Annotated in this window: 12 protein-coding genes and 2 pseudogenes; 4 read left to right on the top strand and 10 right to left on the bottom strand. The window is 66.8% G+C overall.

The genetic code is table 11. The features are described 5' to 3' along the window. The first annotated feature begins 27 nt into the window (after positions 1-27). Positions 28-624 (top strand): lysozyme inhibitor LprI family protein, encoded by a 597-nt coding sequence (locus tag BLT59_RS06585; protein WP_091777730.1) that lies wholly within the window; start codon positions 28-30, stop codon positions 622-624. A gap of 281 nt (positions 625-905) precedes the next feature. Here BLT59_RS06585 and BLT59_RS06580 read toward each other — a convergent pair whose 3' ends face one another. Both BLT59_RS06580 and BLT59_RS06575 read right to left on the bottom strand, forming a co-directional pair. Beyond that, positions 906-2,594: a site-specific integrase gene (locus tag BLT59_RS06580; RefSeq protein WP_091777728.1), complete on the bottom strand. Its 1,689-nt coding sequence runs from the start codon at positions 2,592-2,594 to the stop codon at positions 906-908. Positions 2,595-2,950: 356 nt separating this feature from the next. Further along, complete coding sequence (locus tag BLT59_RS06575) at positions 2,951-3,535, bottom strand: DUF1353 domain-containing protein (RefSeq protein ID WP_091777726.1); 585 nt, start codon at positions 3,533-3,535, stop codon at positions 2,951-2,953. 447 nt (positions 3,536-3,982) lie between these two features. Between BLT59_RS06575 and BLT59_RS06570 the strand changes: the two genes are divergently transcribed. Continuing rightward, positions 3,983-5,020: an ImmA/IrrE family metallo-endopeptidase gene (locus BLT59_RS06570; RefSeq protein WP_244513881.1), complete on the top strand. Its 1,038-nt coding sequence runs from the start codon at positions 3,983-3,985 to the stop codon at positions 5,018-5,020. 316 nt (positions 5,021-5,336) lie between these two features. Here the strand turns inward: BLT59_RS06570 and BLT59_RS06565 are convergent. Beyond that, a pseudogene (locus BLT59_RS06565) lies at positions 5,337-6,002 on the bottom strand (IS5 family transposase); the annotation flags it as partial. 308 nt (positions 6,003-6,310) lie between these two features. On the opposite strand from BLT59_RS06565, the pseudogene BLT59_RS06560 reads away from it, so the two are divergent. Beyond that, positions 6,311-7,594, top strand: a pseudogene (locus BLT59_RS06560) (amidase family protein); the annotation flags it as partial. A 482-nt stretch (positions 7,595-8,076) separates the two neighbouring features. Here BLT59_RS06560 and cyoD read toward each other — a convergent pair. Genes cyoD through cyoA form a run of 4 tightly spaced genes read right to left on the bottom strand, consistent with a single transcriptional unit; the run spans position 8,077 to position 12,173 of the window. Then, complete coding sequence (gene cyoD / locus BLT59_RS06555; RefSeq protein ID WP_091777722.1) at positions 8,077-8,529, bottom strand: cytochrome o ubiquinol oxidase subunit IV; 453 nt, start codon at positions 8,527-8,529, stop codon at positions 8,077-8,079. Next, positions 8,526-9,209 carry a cytochrome o ubiquinol oxidase subunit III gene (gene cyoC, locus BLT59_RS06550; RefSeq protein WP_091777720.1) on the bottom strand — a complete coding sequence of 228 codons (684 nt, stop codon included), beginning with the start codon at positions 9,207-9,209 and terminating at the stop codon, positions 8,526-8,528. Before cyoC ends, cyoD begins: the two co-directional genes overlap by 4 nt. Further along, complete coding sequence (locus tag BLT59_RS06545; protein WP_091777718.1) at positions 9,206-11,215, bottom strand: cbb3-type cytochrome c oxidase subunit I; 2,010 nt, start codon at positions 11,213-11,215, stop codon at positions 9,206-9,208. The genes cyoC and BLT59_RS06545 overlap by 4 nt, the downstream gene beginning before the upstream one ends. A gap of 52 nt (positions 11,216-11,267) precedes the next feature. Continuing rightward, positions 11,268-12,173 (bottom strand): ubiquinol oxidase subunit II, encoded by a 906-nt coding sequence (gene cyoA / locus BLT59_RS06540; protein ID WP_244513893.1) that lies wholly within the window; start codon positions 12,171-12,173, stop codon positions 11,268-11,270. A gap of 392 nt (positions 12,174-12,565) precedes the next feature. Here cyoA and BLT59_RS31190 point away from each other — a divergent pair, with 392 nt between their 5' ends. After that, complete coding sequence (locus BLT59_RS31190) at positions 12,566-12,727, top strand: hypothetical protein (protein ID WP_175543955.1); 162 nt, start codon at positions 12,566-12,568, stop codon at positions 12,725-12,727. 68 nt (positions 12,728-12,795) lie between these two features. Here the strand turns inward: BLT59_RS31190 and BLT59_RS06535 are convergent, their stop codons facing one another. From BLT59_RS06535 to BLT59_RS06525, 3 genes are read right to left on the bottom strand one after another with little or no spacing between them, the layout of a single operon-like run. After that, a complete protein-coding gene (locus BLT59_RS06535; RefSeq protein WP_091777716.1) occupies positions 12,796-14,631 on the bottom strand; it encodes an ABC transporter ATP-binding protein in 1,836 nt (611 codons plus the stop codon). Next, positions 14,631-15,776, bottom strand: coding sequence for a beta-glucosidase (locus BLT59_RS06530; RefSeq protein ID WP_175543954.1), 1,146 nt, complete (start codon positions 15,774-15,776; stop codon positions 14,631-14,633). The genes BLT59_RS06535 and BLT59_RS06530 overlap by 1 nt, the downstream gene beginning before the upstream one ends. Beyond that, entirely contained in the window at positions 15,773-17,911 is a 2,139-nt protein-coding gene (locus BLT59_RS06525; protein WP_091777713.1) for a sugar nucleotide-binding protein, read from the bottom strand. Before BLT59_RS06525 ends, BLT59_RS06530 begins: the two co-directional genes overlap by 4 nt. Positions 17,912-18,153: the final 242 nt, after the last annotated feature.

Below are 18,153 nucleotides of genomic sequence, written 5' to 3'. Positions count from 1 at the left end.
GGGTGGATCAGCTTCGATCCATCGCCAATGAGCGCTGTCCTCGTCTCCGAGCTGAAGAGCATGATGATGCGAGTGTTGTTTTGCGCCGGCATGCTTTCGCTTGGCTTGATCGTCGGAGCTCAGGCGCAGCCACGCGCTGATGCCGAAGGCGCGGGAAGCGCCACAGTATCTGAGCCGTGCAGTGGCGAGATGGATGACGACCAGGTCATGAAGTGCTTGAACCAGCAAGGTGAGAGCGCGGAGGCCGTGCTGTCGAAATCTTACGCGAGTAACGCGAAGGCACTGGACACGGCTTGCAGCGAAATCTTCATAAGAGGTCAAGGCGCCTGTCTCGAACGTGCCCTCCAGCTCGCCGATAAGAAGCTCAACGAAGCCTATGCTCTCGCCCTGAAGGCAATTGCCAAGAACGACCGTCCGAACTTCGGGCCAAAGCTTGATTGGCGCGGGGACCTCAAGCGGGCGCAGCAGGCTTGGCTCCACTTCCGCGAGGCCGATTGCAACAATCTGATAGGCGACGAATGGCGTGACGGATCTGGGCTGGGTCCGGCAACCGTCGCCTGCCAGTTGGGACATACCCTGTCACGCACCGCGGAGCTGCACCGTCGCTACGATCCAAGGCAGTAAGGGCGGGCACTTACCTCGTCCCAAGGTCGGGAGCTTCGCTCGACCGCTCATCGGGGTAGAGAGTGCCTGGTCTCCCAAGGATGGATCCGGGAGTAGAGAGGAGACCCGAGGCATAGCCTCCAAGATCACGCCAAATCTCTAGGACTTCGATGCGACGCGCAGCTCTCGGCGCTCATCTCAAGTAACAGCGCGAACTGTTGCTCGCTCGCAAATCACAGAATTTACAGATTACAAAGAAATTATAGATCACAATCTAAGATATAATATTTTTTATGTGAACGCTACAACGTAAACCCATCGAGGCGGATCATCTCTAAGGCATCGCGCATGGCCTCAATTGAAGTTTCATGCACATATTTGCCGCCGGCTGTCTGATCATCGTGGCCCGTGATGTCGTCGCTGATGGAGCGAGGCACGCCCGCCCGAGACAGGGCCGTTTTCAAAGTGTGGCGGAATGAGTGGAAGACCTTTCGGTCGTCGTTGATCCCGACGCTCGGCAGGTAGGTCCGATTGAACCAGCGCGGCAGCACCTGCGAGTAGGGGATGTTCCGCGCGCGGTCGGCGCCCGACTTCGGGAGGGCAGTTGCCTTGCGATACCAGTCCGGGAACAGATGCGTCTCACCGGCCGCCCGTAGCGCTGCGATGTGGCACTCTATGCCGAGCCGGATCAGCGTTGAGTGAACTGGCGTTAGGCGCACTGACCCGCGCGTTTTCACCTGCTCCTCAACGGCGAAGGCGAGAACGCCGCGCTCATGACGCACGCTATCCAGCCGGAGCTGCCCAATTTCGCTCGCCCGGAATCCGGTGTGTAGCGCGATCAACGTCGCCCACTGCCGCTCGCCCAGAGAAGCGCCGTTCTCGAAAAGGGGCGGCGCGAAGATCTTGGCGAGGTCACCGGGTGTGAACGGCACGCGGGGTGCGGCAGTCCCAGCGATCTGGTCGACCTTGACTCCGCCCGCCGGGTTGTCCGGCAGCACGTCGTTGTTCACGCACCACTTGAAGATGGACTGGATGCGGGCGAGCCACTTGTCGTTGATTGTCGTGGCGTTCAGCGTTGGGAAGGGGATGGCCCGCGCTTTGTTGCGCCTGATCGCCTCTGGCAACGTCGCATCGGGGAAGCGCTTCGTGTAGTTGGCCGGGGTGTCCATGAGGGCCGCCTTGTAAGACAGCACGTCGCGCCGTGTGATCGTGTAGACCGGCCGGGACTCGCCCAGGTGTTCCTCAAACATACGGACGGCGACGCCGTATTCGTAGGCGGTTGCGGCCTGCGCCTTCTTCTCCGCCATCATAAGGGGAACGATCTCACTCACGGGCTTGGCGCTGAGCGGCCCGAGAATGCGCGGCGAAACCGAGACCGGCGCTAGGGGCTGCTCTGCCATCAAGAGCGGGCTCGTGGTCGCTGCCGCGAGGTCGCCATCATCGCGGGCCGCCGAAACGGCTAGAGCTTCGTGCTCTGCGATCGCGAGGTCCATCGCCGTCTTTCTGAACTCGGGGGAGGCCGGCGTGATCTCTGTGTGCCCATGCAAGCGGAACTTCGCTAGGATGAGGCCCACGAGGGATTCCAGCTCCGCATTCGTGGCCGCGCCTTTTATCGCGCGTTTAAGGTCGGCGACCCGGATGTCGTCGATGAAGTTCAGGCTCGCACGTTCGTCGGTCTCTCTGATCTCCTGATCGAGCTCGATCTGAGCAAGGTAGTGCTGCCGCGCCATCTGCTGTGCTGTGAGCGGGCGACCGCGACGCGCGGGTGCGCGGGACGCCTCCCCCTCCTTCGCCCTGGCACGCGCGGCGTCGAGAATTGCTTGCATTTCGGCCACGGCACTCGGCAGCTTGCGCAGGGCCGCGACCCGGTCAGCGCCGAGGGCCTGTAGGAGCTCCCGCTTGCCGACGATGCCGCGTAGTGCTTCCGGCACAGCGAGGCGCGCCGAGTAGCGCCCGCGTGCATGTAGAAGGTGACGAACCTTACCCGCCACTGCCTGCTCCGAGCCCCGATTTTGTAGCTAATTTTGTAGCATGAGAATGGGTAAAAGCTATACAAAACAGCATGTTGCCTGTGGCACCAGCGACTTACGAAGCGATGGCGGAGGCTCCCTCCGTCTCCGCCACTTTAGTGGCCGAAACCACTGATACAATTAGGAAAATCGGCCCAACCAAGGCCTTGACCCCACTTTATAACCCACATTGTGAATCGGCTTGTACCGATCCGTTTCGGACGTTGACGGCCAATGGCCTCGCGCGCAAAGGCTGACGCCCCGCCTCGCTAGGCGGATCCGGCGTGCAGTCGGGTTGAGAGCCGGCACGTGGCGGCCACGCGGATCCGCTTCAGAGCCTAGCGGAACCGCCGCGGGCGTGAGAAGTCGATCTGGACAACGGTTGGCCCCTCGGGAGCAGCCTTGCGTAGGCCCGCCACGGCCGGCGTCTGACAGTTTGTCCCGGTTGGAGCTGCGTCCCACAACCGGCGCGCGAAGGATGTCCGCACCCCCGCCTCGATCAGCCCGCGCGCCTGGGGATTCTGCGGAACCATGCCCTCGCGCATCAGCGTGTCGATCACCTCGCCCAGTATGCGCGCAGAGTCGTCGAAGCTGATCTGGTCCGCGTCGGGATAGCCGCAGCGGTGCTGCTCGAACAGCCAGTCGTGAACGATGTAGGCCGGTCCATACCCCCAGGGCGAAAAGCCAGGGATGGGCTGGAGGATAGGCGGGATCGAGCCGCCATCGGTGTACATCGGCTGCGGGATGATGGCTCGGTTGTCGGTGGTCACGAAGGTGAGCGGGTCCTTCGGGTCCGGCAGGTAGGCAAACCGGTTCTCGCCTACCCATTGCACGATGAGCTTACCCTTCAGCCGTCCGCCCGGTCCCGGCTGGGCAAGAGTCGCGCAGCCCGCCAGCGCAGCCGCGCTCAGGCTGACTGCCACGCTGCGGCGAAGGAAGCGCGCGAGATCGGATTGGCGGCCCCGCTCGGGGGCTCTGGGACTTTGGCACTTGGTCACTGCCCATCTCCCCGTTTGCCGCAAGCTTGACCATAACGAGCGTGGGGACGCATGCCTCAAATAGGGGACGCGGTCGCATCCGGCCTTGTTGCGAGCAAGCCTTCTGTGACCAGTGATGAAGCGACCCAGGTGGGTGCGTTGATAGAGTTCGCGGTCGCGCACATCGGTGCCGAGGATCAATCCGGCGGTGCGCGGCGGAGAAAATAGTTCGATTCGCGCACCCCGCTACTCCGCCTTGCATAGCCTCATCAGCCGACCTCGGTTCCGCTGCCTCGCGCTCTTGAGATAGGCTGCCCGACCGGGCGTTCGCCGCCGCGCCAGCTCGGCGAGCACAGCTCCGACCTCAGCCTCACTGATGTTGCCGGGATCGTGGTGGCCGCCGAGCCGCGTCAGTATGGCCGTCGCTCGCGATGGCGCAGTTGGGTTACCGCCTGCACAAACCCTCCACCCTTCGATCTTGGGATCGCGGGTGCGGGGCACCCTGATGGATCGGCTCAGGGACGGGAAGGGGCTGCGCGGATGCCGGTGAGCAGGATGGACCTCGCGGATGCGGGCTCGCCGGAGGCGCTCGTCAAACGCATCCTACAGGCCGAGCCGAACCTTCCGGTGCCCGTGCCGATCCAAGAGCTGTGCGCGCGACTCGGCGTCCGCCGGATCGAGGACCACGACACCGACGAGTTCGAGGGCGGCCTCGTTACCGACGCGAAGCGGTCTGACGGCACCATCCTCGCCAAGCGCGGGGGCGAACCGCGGCGCCGCTTCACCATCGCGCATGAACTCGGCCACCTCCTGATGGCGCACCACGTCCCGGATCAGCCCGGCCGGTTCCTGTGCAACAGTTCCGACCTGCTCCGCGTCACAGCGAAGGAGGGCGATCAGCGGCAACGCAGGGAGGTCGAGGCCAACCGCTTCGCCACTCTCATGCTGATGCCTCCGCACCTGCTGCGAGGAGCCATGGCGGCCTTTCGCGGGCCCGATCTGCAGCACGTCCTTGTGCTCGCGCGCGACTTCGCGGTCGGAAAGGAGACGGCGGCCCGGGCCTACGTGCAACACCATCCTGAGCGGATCGCCATCGTCGTGGCGGGCAACGGCCGGGTGCAGCGGTGCTACCGCAGCCTTTCCTTTCCCGCCATCATCTGCGCGGTCGGCGGCCCGGTTCCGACAGGTTCGCTCTATCACAGCAGTCCACATCGGCCGAGCATCGCGAGCGACACCGCCGCGTGCAGGCCCGATCTCTGGATCGATGTGAAGCGCGACCTTCGCGCACCGGACCTCCACGAGCAGGTGTACCTTCAGCGGAACGGCTTCGCGATGATCCTGCTGCATCTGGACGCTGTCCCGGAGGAGAGCGCGGAGGAGCGCAGGCTCAATGAGGGCTGGCGTCACCGCTTCCACTCGGGGCGACGATAGGCAAGATCCAGCTCTGACGGAACAGCCCTGACGGCCATAGCCTTCGGCGAATGGCGTCCCATGTCTGTGATGGCGCTTGTGAGCCGCCCTTCACCGGCTCGGCTTGCCCGCAAGAACCTTTCGTTTTGTTGGATTCAGATCTCCGGATCGATCATTAGACTTGAAATCTTTATCGGCGAGACCTCGCCACCGCTTCCTTCGGGGACCGAAGAAGGGAGAAACCTCGCGCTGAGGATTTGACTTGCGCCTCATCGTGTTATTCAGGGGCGATCCAGCCATCCACAAGCACCATCTTTGATGGCGCGCTGTCAGGCTGTTATGAACCTATGGCGAGTTGAGAGGCCTGTCTGAGCATGAGGCAGACGGCAGCGACGAGGTGCAGGTCTGCCAGGGTGCTGGCATAGCGCTCGTAATCCTTGACGAGCCTGCGGAAACGGGTGGCCCAGGCAAAGGAGCGCTCCACGACCCAACGGCGTGGGAGCAGCACAAAGCCGCGCTTGGCCTCGGGCAGCTTCACCACCTTCAGCGCGATGCCGTGCTCACGTGCGGCTGTGGCCGGCTTCTCACCGGTGTAGCCCTGATCGACGAAGGCGACCTCGACACTCTCGCCGGTCGCCGCCTGCACGGCCTTGGCCAGCCGGCTCACCTGGGCCCGATCATCGGCATCGGCGGGGGTGACGTGCAGCGCCAGGAGGTGGCCGAGCGTGTCCACCGCCATGTGCAGCTTCGAGCCCTTCTTGTGCTTGGCCCCATCGTAGCCGGCCCGCTCGCCGCTCCCGGGTGAGGACCGTAAGGTTCGGCTGTCGAGCACGGCCGCCCTCGGCTCTGGCGCCCGACCTGCGGCGAGGCGCAGCATCGCGCGCAGATCCTCGGCCAGTTGCTCGAAACAGCCGGTTACTAGCCGGCGCTGGGCCTGCGGATACACGGCAAACCAAGGCGGCAGGTCGTGAGGCATCAGCCGCCACGGGCAGCAGCTCCTGACACCGTCCGACCAGCACCAGAACGGGGACGCGCATCTCGGATCGCTGTTTGGGCGCACTGCGGCCGGTCCAGGCCGATTGCGGCCTGTCCGCTTCGAGACCTGGGTCATCGATAAGCGAACGTCCGGCGCGGCTCAGGTGAAGGCCTAGAGGCGACCCTGATCGGTCATTGGCTGGAATGAATACCAAGGACTGCTCAACGTGGCGCAGCGGAGCTTCGGATGACAGTTGAAGGGCAAGCCAAGCTCAGGTTCGCCACGCCCCCGATCATGTTTACGGTTTGCGGCGGTTGGTCGAAGCAGGTAGCGCCAACGCCTTCTCGCATCTCATGCCCGAGGAGGCCCGGTCCGCGGCCCGCCGGGCCGAGGAAGCCTTGATGCGAGGGGGCCCGCTGGGGCTGCTCCACGGCCTGCCGGTCTCGGTGAAGGACCTGATCGCGGTGGGCGGTCAGCCCTACGCCTCAGGTTCGCGGGCCATGGCGGGCAACATCGCCGCCGCCGACGCCCCCTCGGTCGAGAGACTGCGCGCGGAAGGCGCCATCATCATCGGCAAGACCACGACGAGCGAGTTCGGAGCCAAACCTGTGGGTGACTCGCCGCTCACAGGGATCACGCGCCATCCCTGGGACCTTACGAAGACCCCGGGCGGATCGAGCGCCGGCGCGGCCGCATCGGTGGCGGCCGGGATCACGCCCTTCGCTCTGGGCACGGACGGCGGGGGCTCCCTGCGCATTCCCGCGGCGCTGACGGGCCTCGTCGGCCTCAAGGCGCAATTCGGGCGCGTTCCGGTCTGGCCGACTTCAGCGACACCGACACTCGCCCATGTCGGCTCCATCGCGCGCAATGTGGCCGATGCCGCGTTGCTGACGTCGGCGGTTGCAGGCCACGATCCCCGCGATCCCTTCGCGGTGGCCGGGCCCGTGCCCGACCTTCTGGGCGCGGCGAAGGCTTCCGTCGCCGGACTCCGGGTCGCCTGGAGCGCGACGCTCGGCTACGCAAGACCCAACCCCGACGTCGCCGCCGTTGCCCGTGCGGCGGCGATGGCGTTGGCAGACCAGGGTGCGATCGTGGAGGAGGTCGACGAGGTCTTCGAGTCCGATCCGGCCGATCTGTGGACCGCCGAGTTCTATGCCGGCATCGGCACACGCCTGCGCAGCGTTCTCGAAGCACGACGCGACCTCCTTGACCCGGCAGTCGCGGATGTGCTCGACGCCGCCCTCGCCCAGGAGATGCGCGCCTACTACGAGACGGTCTTCGCGCGCTACGCGTTGCGGGACCGGATGGTCAGCTTCTTCACCGGCTACGACGTCCTTCTGTCGCCGACACTGCCGATCTCCTCCCTGGAAACAGGCCGGAACATTCCCGAAGGTCTGGAAGACCGCAGCCTCGTCTCCTGGGCCTTCTACACCTATCCTTTCAACCTAACGGGCCAGCCCGCAGCCTCCGTCTGCGCGGGATTGGCATCGGACGGCATGCCGGTCGGTCTCCAGATCGTCGGCCGCAGCCTCGGCGAGATCGACGTGGTGCGAGCGGCTGCGGCGGTCGAGAGAACGCAGCCGCAGGGCTATAACCTTCGGCCGTTTACAGGTCAGTGAAGAGCAGCTGCGGTGGGGATGGCCGGAGGCAGGCTCCTGCTCCGGCGAAGTCGGTCAATTGCCTGAACCCCGGCTTCCATGTCACCGGGCTAGGACACGAGCGGCCCTTTGCTGCTCCTCTTGAGCGAATCTTGCACCTCTTACGCGTAGGTAGCCTGAAGCGAGCCGCCACTCCGATCGTGCGACTGGTCACGGAACCGGCCTTCGCGACCGTCTCGGGGTTATATGTGTCCGTCCCGGACGGCAAACCGTTGGTGCCGAACGCGCAGGGCGGCGACCGAGAAGCTCGGCTCAGGCTCTGGTCCGCCACGGCCGAGCTTCTTTGGCCCTTCCTGCAGACGTTTTGCAGAGTGCCGTCCGACGCACAACGCTCATGAGGAAGCGGGGCGGCTGCGAGCGATGTGCCTGTACGGGTGCCCCACGGCCACCCCATAGCCGTGCGACTGGCGCGTGGCAGAGGCAGTTCGCAACCGCGCGACGCCTCAGTGCCGCATCGGCTGGATCATCGGCATCGAGGGCTGAGACGATTGCGGACTGGATGACGGCGGCATCGCCGGCATCATGTTGGAATTCATGTTGCTCATAATCCAGACCGAGCCGCCGATCAGCAGCACCACGAACAGGACGCCGAAGGCCAGCGCCATAACATTGTTGATGTTATCCGGCCCGGTGGTGATGTGCAGGAAGAACACAAGATGCACGCCCATCTGGGCGATGGCGAAGACGATCACGGCCACCGGGACCGCCGGCGCCCATACGAATTTGGCGTGCACGATGGCGAAGGAGCAGACCGTCAGCAGGGCCGCGAGCGCGAGGCCGATGAGATAGCCCCGGATGCCTTTTCCGATATCCTCCTCAGCAAATTCCTCCCCCGGTGCGACCTCGGTCTGATGCCGGTCGAGGCCCTCCGCGTCGGCGTGGTCCGCGTGGCTCATGTGATCGACCCCATCAGGTAGACGACGCTGAAGACCCCGACCCAGACGATGTCGAGGGCGTGCCAGAACAGGGCGAAGCACAGGGTCCGGCGCACGATGTCGGACCGGAATCCCTTGGCCAGCACCTGCGCCATCATGGTGAGCAACCAGAGCAGGCCGATGCTCACGTGCAACCCGTGGCACCCAACGAGCGTGAAGAAGGACGACAAGAAGGCGCTCCGGGACGGCCCGGCGTTGCGCTGGATCAGGTCGTAGAACTCCATCGCCTCGAGCGCCACGAAGCCCGCGCCCAGGCAGAACGTCACCGCCATCGCGGTCTGGAAGAGCAGCATCCGGCGGGCCGAGAGCGCGAGGCTCGCCATGCCGCAGGTGAAGCTCGACAAGAGCAGCAGCGCCGTCTCGATGGCGATCCGGCTGAGGTCGAAGATCTCCGGACCTGTCGGCCCGTCCGAGACGCCGCCCTGCAGCACCGCGTAGCTCGCGAAAAACGACGCGAACATCACGATGTCGCTGAGGATGAAGATCCAGAAGCCGTAGGCGACGATGATGCGCTTCGGCGAGGGCCCGCCGGTCCCGCGTCCGGTGGCGCGGGACTCGCCGTGGCCGTCCCGGCTATGGCCGAGATGATACGGGTCACCGCGCAGCACGGTGACCGAGGCGGGGGATGCGGCGCCGCTCATGCCGCCCTCCTCTGACCCGCGCCGTGGAGCGCCTCGAGCCGGGTCGAACGGTTCGCGCGGTTGACCTTGGCGACCTCGGAAGCCGGGATCTCGTACTCCACCGTGTCACGCCAGGCGAAGACCACGAAGGTGACGAAGGCACCGAGGAACCCGGCGGCGGCGAGCCACCAGATGTACCAGATCATCGCGAAGCCGATCAGCGTGGAGAAGAAGGCGCAGATGAAGCCTGTCGGGCTGTTGAGCGGCATCTCGATGGGCTCATACGCGGGCTCTTCGCGCAGGCGCATCTGCTCGCGGGCGCGGCTCTTGATCGCCCAGTACGCCTCCTCGCCGTGGACCTCCGGCAGGGCCGCGAAGTTGAACACCGGCGGCGGCGAGGCCGTGGCCCATTCGAGGGAGCGGCCGTCCCAGGGATCGCCCGTGACGTCGCGGAGGGAGTCGCGGCGGCGGATCGACACCACGAGCTGCACCACCTGGCAGACCAAGCCGACGAACATCACCACGACGCCGAAGGCCGAGATCAGGATCCAGGGGCGCCAGTCGGCCACGTCGTAGTGCTGCATCCGCCGGGTCATGCCGAGGAGGCCGAGCCAGTAGAAGCAGCCGAAGACGATGACGAAGCCGGTGATGCCGAACCAGAAGGCGGCCTTGCCCCACCACTCGTCGAGCCGGAAGCCGAACGCCTTGGGGAACCAGTAAGTGTAGCCGGCGAAGGCTCCGAACAGCACGGCCGAGACCATCACGTTGTGGAAGTGCGCCACCAGGAACATGCTGTTGTGGAGCACGAAGTCGGCGGGCGGGATGGCCAGCAGCACGCCGGTGGCGCCGCCGACCACGAAGGTCACCATGAAGCCCAGCGACCACAGCATCGCGGTGGTGAGCCGGACGCGCCCGCCGTACATCGTGAACAGCCAGTCGAAGATCTTCACGCCGGTCGGCACCGCGATGATCATCGAGGTGATGGCGAACACGCCGTTGACGTCGCCGCCCGGCCCCATGGTGAAGAAGTGGTGCAGCCACACCATGAAGGAGAGGATGAAGATCGCCATCGTGGCCATCACCATCGACCGGTAGGCGAAGAGCGGCTTGCCCGAGAAGGTCGAGATCACCTCCGAGAACACCCCGTAGGCCGGCAGGGCCAGGATGTAGACCTCCGGGTGACCCCAGGCCCAGAACAGGTTCATGAACATCATCGAATTCCCGCCATGGGAATCGGTGAAGAAGTGGAAGCCGAGATACCGGTCGAGGATCAGCATCGCCAGCGTCGCGGTGAGGATCGGGAAGGCCGCGATGATGAGCAGGTTCGAGGCCAGGGCGGTCCAGCAGAACATCGGCATGCGCAGGTAGCTCATGCCGGGCGCACGCATCTTCAGGATGGTCGTGACGAGGTTGACGCCCGACAGCAGCGTGCCGACGCCGGAGATCTGGATCGCCCAGAGATAGTAATCGACGCCGACGCCGGGCGAGTAGGTCACCTCGGAGAGCGGCGGGGCGGGCCACCAGCCGGTGCGGGCGAACTCGCCCACGACCAGCGAGACGTTCACCAGGAGGGCGCCCGAGGCGGTCAGCCAGAAGCTGACCGAGTTCAGGGTCGGGAAGGCGACGTCGCGCACGCCGAGCTGGAGCGGGACCGCGAAGTTCATCAGCCCGATCATGAACGGCATGGCGCCGAAGAAGATCATGATCACCCCGTGGGCGGAGAAGATCTGATCGTAATGCTCGGGAGGCAGGTAGCCGCCGGCCTTGTAGGCGACGGCGTGCTGCGAGCGCATCAGGATCGCGTCCGAGAAGCCGCGGATCAGCATCACCAGGGCGAGGATGCAGTACATCGCGCCGATGCGCTTGTGATCGACGCTGGTGATCCACTCGCGCCAGAGATACGGCAGGTGGCCGGCGATCACGACCCAGGCGATGACCCCGAGCACGATGAGCGCGACCACCGCGCCCGCCACGAGGGGGACCGGCTGGTCAAGCGGGATCGCCGAGAGGGTGAGCTTGCCCAGCATGTACTGATGTCCTCGCAGTCAGGAGACGCGTCAGGTCGGGGCCCGCCCCCGATCAGGAGCCGCCTTTGGGCCGCACGCCCTCGACGCCGCTCCCGCCCGGTCCGGGGCCGGGCGGCACGGTCTGGGCAACGATGCCGTCGAACAGGCCGGGTTCGATCGAGCCGAAGCTGCGCGGGGCGTCGAGGGTGCCTGGCTTGGCGAGCTCCGCGTAGGACGCCCTATCGAGGGTGGCGCCCGAGCCCTGCGCGCCCTTCACCCAATCGGCAAAGGCCGCGTCCGAGACCGCCCGTACCGGGAAGTGCATGTCGGAGAAGCCGTCGCCGCTGAAATGGGTCGACAGTCCGCGAAGCTCGCCCTCCTGGTCGGCCATGAGGTTCAGCGTCGTGACCATGCCGCGCATCGTGTAGATCATGCTGCCGAGCTTCGGCACGAAGAACGAGTTCCAGACGCTGCTGGAGGTCAGCCGAAAGCGGACGGGCGTGGCGGCCGGCACGACTAGTTCGTTCACGCTGGCGACCCCCGCCTCGGGGTAGAGGAACAGCCACTTCCAATCCAGCGAGACCACCTGGACCTCGAGGGGCTTCTTGTCCGAGTCGAGCGGTGTGGCCGGGTCGAGCCTGTGCGCGCCGATCCAGGCGATGGCGCCCAGGAACGTGATCGTCAGGAGAGGGACCGACCAGACGACCAGCTCGATGCGTCCCGAGAACGCCCAGTCGGGCCGGTAGCGGGCGCGCGGATTGGCTTCCCTGTACCAGAGCGCGAATACCACCGTGGCGATCATCGTCGGCACAATGATCGCCAGCATGATGATCGTGGCGATGATCAGGATATTCGCCTCGGCGGCCCCGACGGGACCTTTGGCGTCGAGGATGTTGTGCTGCTGGCACCCGCAGAGGAGCGGCAGCACGGCAGCGAGCGCGAGCGGGCGGAGCAGTCCACCAAGACGGAGGAACGTCACACGGGTCAAGCGGCCGGACCGCTGCGCAAGCGCCGGAGTCGAAACGTGCTCATCCGGAAGCTCCCAAACAGCCTACTGCCTAGATCAACCAAGACACTATTACGTGGGACGGCTCATGATAAAAATAACACTGGTTATCTGGCGCTTTATAAAATAAATAACATAGATTTAAGTTTCGTCTTGGCGCCATTCAGGTATAGAAATACAAATAGATCCGCGATTTTAACATGGGTTTTATGGAGCGGCCGAGAACACGCATAGGGGATGATCCCACCGAAACCTTGATCGGGCCGCATGCACCTGAGTGTCCGTTTGATTGAGATCCGCCACCGAGCTGAGCCGGGGATTTTCTGGTGCGATTCCGGCACTCCGGTTCGTGCAAGGAGGCCGGAGTGATCGGACAAGCCAGCGCGCTCCTGCTGGCCGCCGGCTTCGCGTTGGGCTGCGCCGCGATCTACGACCTCCCTTCCCGGACGCGGGCCCGGCTGGGGATCCTGCTACGCGTCGCGCTGTGCCTCGTCCCGGCGATGTGCGTCATGGTTTTATCGCGATAGCGGAGGTACCTCGGACTGCGCGCTGCTTGGAGTGGCGTACACCACCGTCCCCGGCCGCATCCCTGGCTCTAGGCCGCATCCATCGCGGGTTCATCCACGAGGCCTTCGGCCTGCAGGCGCCACATATCCTCGAACAGGCCTCCGGCTTGCCGCAACTCCCGGATCGTACCGTCCTCCACTATCCGGCCCTCGTTGATGACCAGGATCCGGTCGAAGGCCGTCAGCGTCGACAGACGGTGCGCCACCGCGATGACTGTGTGGTCCCGCATGACCCTGACCACCGCAGCCTGGATCGCCATCTCAGTCTCGGTGTCGAGGGCCGAGGTCGCCTCGTCGAGGAGGAGGATGGGTGCCCGCTTCAGCAGCGCCCGCGCGACGCCGATCCGCTGGCGCTGTCCGCCCGAGAGCCGTGCGCCGCGCTCACCCACGATCGTGTCGTAGCCGTCCGGCAGCGCGCGTACGAAGCCGTCGCAGGACGCCGCCCGCGCCGCCGCGACGATCGCCGCCTCGTCGGCGTCGGGCTGTCCGAAGCGAATGTTGTCGATCACGGACCGGTGCAGCAGGCCGATTTCCTGCGGCACCACCGCCAGAGCGTCCCGGAGCGAGTCCTGGCGCACGGCCGTGATCGGCTGTCCGTCGATCCGGATCTCGCCGGCATCCACGTCGTAGAGCCTCTGGAGGAGGTGTACGAGGGTGGACTTGCCCGCACCCGAGGGGCCGACGATGCCGACCTTCTGGCCAGCGGGGATGGTGAGTGTGACCCTCGCGAGGGCGGGCCGGCCCGGTTCGTACGCGAAACTGACGTCGATGAGCTCCACCGAACCGCGTGCGGCCACGAGAGCCGGGGCGTTCGGAGCATCCCGCACGGTGGACGGCTTTGCGATGACCGCGAGTGTCTCGTCGATGAACCCGAAATGCTGCGCGGCATCGACCAGCGAGAGTGCCATGTCCTTGGAGGAGTGTAGGATCCGTAGCGTCAGGCTCGCCACCAGGACGACGCTGCCGGCGCTGACCGCCCCTAGGCTCCACAGCCGCAGCGTCCAGCCCAGGATGCCGGCGGCCAGCATCCAGAGCACCCCGTCGTGGATGAGGCGCGCCTTCTCCAGGTAGAGCCAACTGCGGCGCTGGGCCGCCGCCTCCTGGCGGAAGCCCGCTTCAAGCCGCGCGCGCTCCCGTGCCCGCGCCGAGAACGCCTTCACGGTCCACATATGTGCGATCGTATCGACGAGGTCGCCCGCGATGCGGGCGGCCTCGCCCGAATAGGCCTGATGGATTGGACGCCCGCGCGCGCCGAACCAGATCAGGCCGGCGGTAACCCCGAGGATGAGGGCGATCAGTGCCAGGGTCAGGACCCCGTCAAGCGTCGCGAAGATGATCACCGCGCCTGCCACATCCACGACCGGCGGGATGATGCGCCAGACGAAGGTGTTGACCAGGGCGCCGAAATTGCCGGCCGTGGCTGTGATGCGCTGGCCGAGGGAGCCGGCCCGGTTCTCGGCGAAGTAGCGCATCGCTTGACCACTCAGGTGGTCGAACAACTCGATGCGCAGGTCCACGCCCACTCCGACGGTGGTGCGGCAGGCGAGCCACCCAGTGAGTCGCGCCAGTGCCGCCTCGAGCGCGATGAGGACAAGGAACAGAATCGGCGCCGACAGCACGGCGGTACCGAGTCCCGGCGGGCCGGCCAGGGCGTCCACGAGGAGCTTCAGCCCGTATTGCTGGCCGACGCCGCACGCCGCCGAGATCACCACCAGCACCAGCAGGGCGAAAAAGTGCCCCCGCCACATCCTCATGTGGCGCAGGATGAAGCGGCCGCCGCTGCGCAGATGCGCGGCGGCCGGTCCGTCCTCAGCCGCGATGGCGCCCGCACCCGCCGGTGAATCCGCGCCCGCTGCCTGCCGCATCAAGCCCCGTCTCCTCGTCCTGTCGCGAGCCGCGCGCCCTGTTCGCGGATCTCGGCGGCGAGCGGCTGGTCGACCCGCCGGTGCCCCGCCGCGTCCGCGTCCGAGAAGAGGCCGACCGCGCAGGGGCGGTCGTTCTCCCATCCGGGGTAATCGAGGATCGGGTAGAGGCAGATCCCGAGGACCGGGACGCCCTCCGCCTGGGCGGCGCGCACCTCGGCGCAGACGTAGTGCAGCCACGCCGCCTTCGCGGTGCCCTCGGCCCCGGTCTCGGAGACGAGGAGCGGCCGGCGGTAGCGCCTGTAAGCCTCGGCGAGCATCGCGCGGAACGGCCGGTAGGCGTGGTGGCCCAGCGGGATCGTGCCGCCGCCTTGAACCCACTGGTTGTCCGGATAGAAGTTGAGCCCGACGATATCGAGGGCGCCCGGATCGCCGCCGAGTTCCGGCGCGATCCGTCCGGTCATCATGTCGAGGGCCTCGTACTGGACCTCCCGGTAGGCCGCCGCCGCGTCCCGGCTCTCGGCATCGGGGCCGCCGACGACGTGGATGGCCGGCTCGGCCTGAATGAACCGCGCCGCCGGCTCGACCGCGCGCACGGCCGCGGCCGCGGCGAGCGCGGCGCGCACGAGTTGCCGCTTGAGGACAGGCCCGGCCCCTATCGCGCACGGCCCGATCCGGCCGACATCGCCGCCCGCCCAGGCCCAGTAGGAAATCTCGTTGACGGTACAGAGCAGCGGCGGCGCGCCCGAGACCTCACGCACCAGCCGCGCCGCCGCGGCCGCGAAGGCTGCGAAGCGGGTGACGAAGGCGCCCGACCAGATGTCGAGATCGTCGGGCCAGCCGTAATGGCAGAGATCCCAGATGATCGGCAGGCCCGCCTCGCGCGCCGCCTCGAGCATCGGCCGGGCGCTGGACCAGTCGTAGCGCCCGGGCGCGGTCTCGATCCGGTGCCAGCGGAAGCCGTCGCGGGCCGCCCCGATCCCATGCGCGGCGAGCGCCCGGTAATCCGCGCGGGCGTGCCGGTCATGGCCGGTCGCCGCGATCAGGTCGAGGCGCCGTCCGTCGGCGCGGCGGTGGGTCGAGCACTCGAAGCCGGCGAGGAACAGGCTGCGAAACGGGGACTCCGCCGGACGCATGGGATCGCTCATTCCGCCGCCAGTCCCGAGATGCGCAGCGGCCGCAGCACCGCATCGGCGTAGCGGGCGACCGCGCCGTCGAGCGTCGGCATCACGGCGCTGCGCCCGCTCGCAAGGGAGATGGGCGGCCCGGATGCGATGCCGCAGCACGGTTCCGTCCCAGGCTGGCCGGCGGCCGCGGCAAGGCGGCGGACGAAGTCCGGCCACGTGGTCTCGCCGGTATTGGCGAGGTGCCACAGGCCCGTCTCGCCGTCGATCAGGAGGTCGAGGGCGGCATGGACGAGGTCGGGCAGGTAGGTCGGCGCGATGAGCGGGGCCTTCCGGAACGACCGGGACCACCCCTCCGGCGGATCGAGGAGGAGCTGGAGCGCGATGTCCCGCTCGTCGCCCTGACCGAAGACCAGGCCGGTGCGGGCGATCAGCGCCCCCGGATGCGCCTCACAGACGCGGGTTTCCCGTTCCGCCGCGCTCCGCCCGAAGAGGCTCGACGGGCGGACCGGGTCGGCCTCGGTCGGGGCGCCCGCCGCGCGGCCATCGAACACGAGGCCCGACGAGAAGGTCAGGAACGGCACACCGGCCTGCCCGGATAGGGCGGCCAGGCGCATTCCCGCCCGGATGTCCGACCAGAAGCTGCCGGCGGGATAGCGGTGGGCGGTGGCTGCGGTCGGCAGGGTCGTCGGGTCGAGGACGGCCCAGATCTTCGCGTATAACAAGGCCGCGGGCAGCGCCGCCTCGCCGAGGATGATGGCTTTCAGCCCGCGGGCCGCGCAGATCTGCGCTACCGCCTCGGCGTAGCGGCCGGCGTCCCGCATGACCGCGATCGCGGCATGGTCCGCATCGGCGTCCTGATCGCCCGGCTCGGCCTCTTGGGGATCCGGCGTGTAGTAGCGTCCGGATCTCCGCCACCAGCCGGGTGCGGTCAGCACCGGATGCGCGGTCTGCCCGGTTGCCGCCAGGTCCCGCGCCGCACGGCCGAGGGCCGTCAGCCGGGGCTGCGGGGCGCGGATGTCGAAGGCTCCGGGCTCGTAGTGGCCGTCCCGTCTGAGGAGCAGCGAGTTCCAGTCGACGGCGCCGAACAGCGACCACAAGGTGACGGCCTCGACCGGCACGTGGCCGGCGCGCAGGTCCAGGGCAGCCTGCCAGACCTCGGTAAACCAGCGCAGCTGGTCGTCGCGGCTGCAGCCGTGATGCACCTCGGTGACGGCGAGCCTCTGCCGGTAGCGCTCCCAAATCTCCATGAGGCGCGCCTTCGGCCCGGTCTGGTCCGCGAGGTGGCGCATCCGCACCGCCTCGACATCGGCATACCGGTACCGCCCGTTCCCGCCGCGCAGCGGCTTCGGATAGGTCCGGACCCGCCCGTCCAGGTAGCGCTCGCTCGTGAGGTAATGGTTGGCCCCGATGAGCGCCGGGCACGCGTCCTCGGTCAGGAAATCCTCGAGATCCGCCTGGTTCACACCATGCGCGAGGCAGCGGCCGAACCACGGGTGGAACCGGTCCACGCGGCCGCAGAGCAGGTCGAGGCTGAGCCAGCGCCGCTCGTTCTCGTAGGCCGCCTGATCGGCGAGCGCCGGGGTGCTGAAGGTTTTCCCGATATCCTCGGTCTGGATGAGCTGCGCCCCCGGGGTCACCGTCCGGATCGCCCGCATCGCCAGCAGGACGGCGCGGCACTGGTTGACCACCATCCGCAGGAAGTCGCCTTCCGAGCGGCGGTGGGGATACCAATGGCCGTAGAGCCCGGCGAACCGGGCCGTGGTCAGCGGTTCGTTGACGGGCGTGAACCGGTCGATCCACGGGTAGCGCGCCGCCACCTGCCGGGCGTACCGGGCGAGCCGCGTCGGGAAGGCCGGATCGGCGAGGCTCGTGTAGCGCGGGCCGCTGCCATGGTGCACGAGGCCCGCGATCACCCGGATCCCGAGCCGGTGCAGGCCCGGCAGCCGCGCGTCGTGCCACGACCAGTCGAGGTTCTCCGGATCCGCGGGGGCGACGTGCTCCCAGAGGATCGGGTAGCGCAACGTCCTGATCCCGAGCCCGGCGATGGCGTCGAGATCCGCGATCCGATCACGGTGGCCCGTCTCGGCGATCTGGTCACGATAGGCGCTCCGGATGCGCACGACACTGCATTCCACGCCACCCCAGAGCTCCAGCATCTCGTCGACTCTCGCGCAGGATCCGGCCGTTACGCTGTGAGAAGACCCTAGGCGGGGTGAAAAGTTTCCCCGATGCAGAGGCCTGGGCGCCGACTATCATAGATTATCGCGCGCCTCATGCGGCATTTAGAAAAATCTAACTCAGATCAGCAACATGAATTACTTGCGGAATTGGAAAAAATAACACCTCTGCCGTCGAACAACCGGCACCTCACGGGGATTGTTCGACTGTTCGTGGTGTA

This window comes from Methylobacterium sp. UNC378MF, assembly GCF_900103195.1.
In the GTDB taxonomy this organism is placed as follows: domain Bacteria; phylum Pseudomonadota; class Alphaproteobacteria; order Rhizobiales; family Beijerinckiaceae; genus Methylobacterium.
Note: the sequence above shows the minus strand (reverse complement) of the source record. Positions and strands in the feature narration are given on the sequence as shown.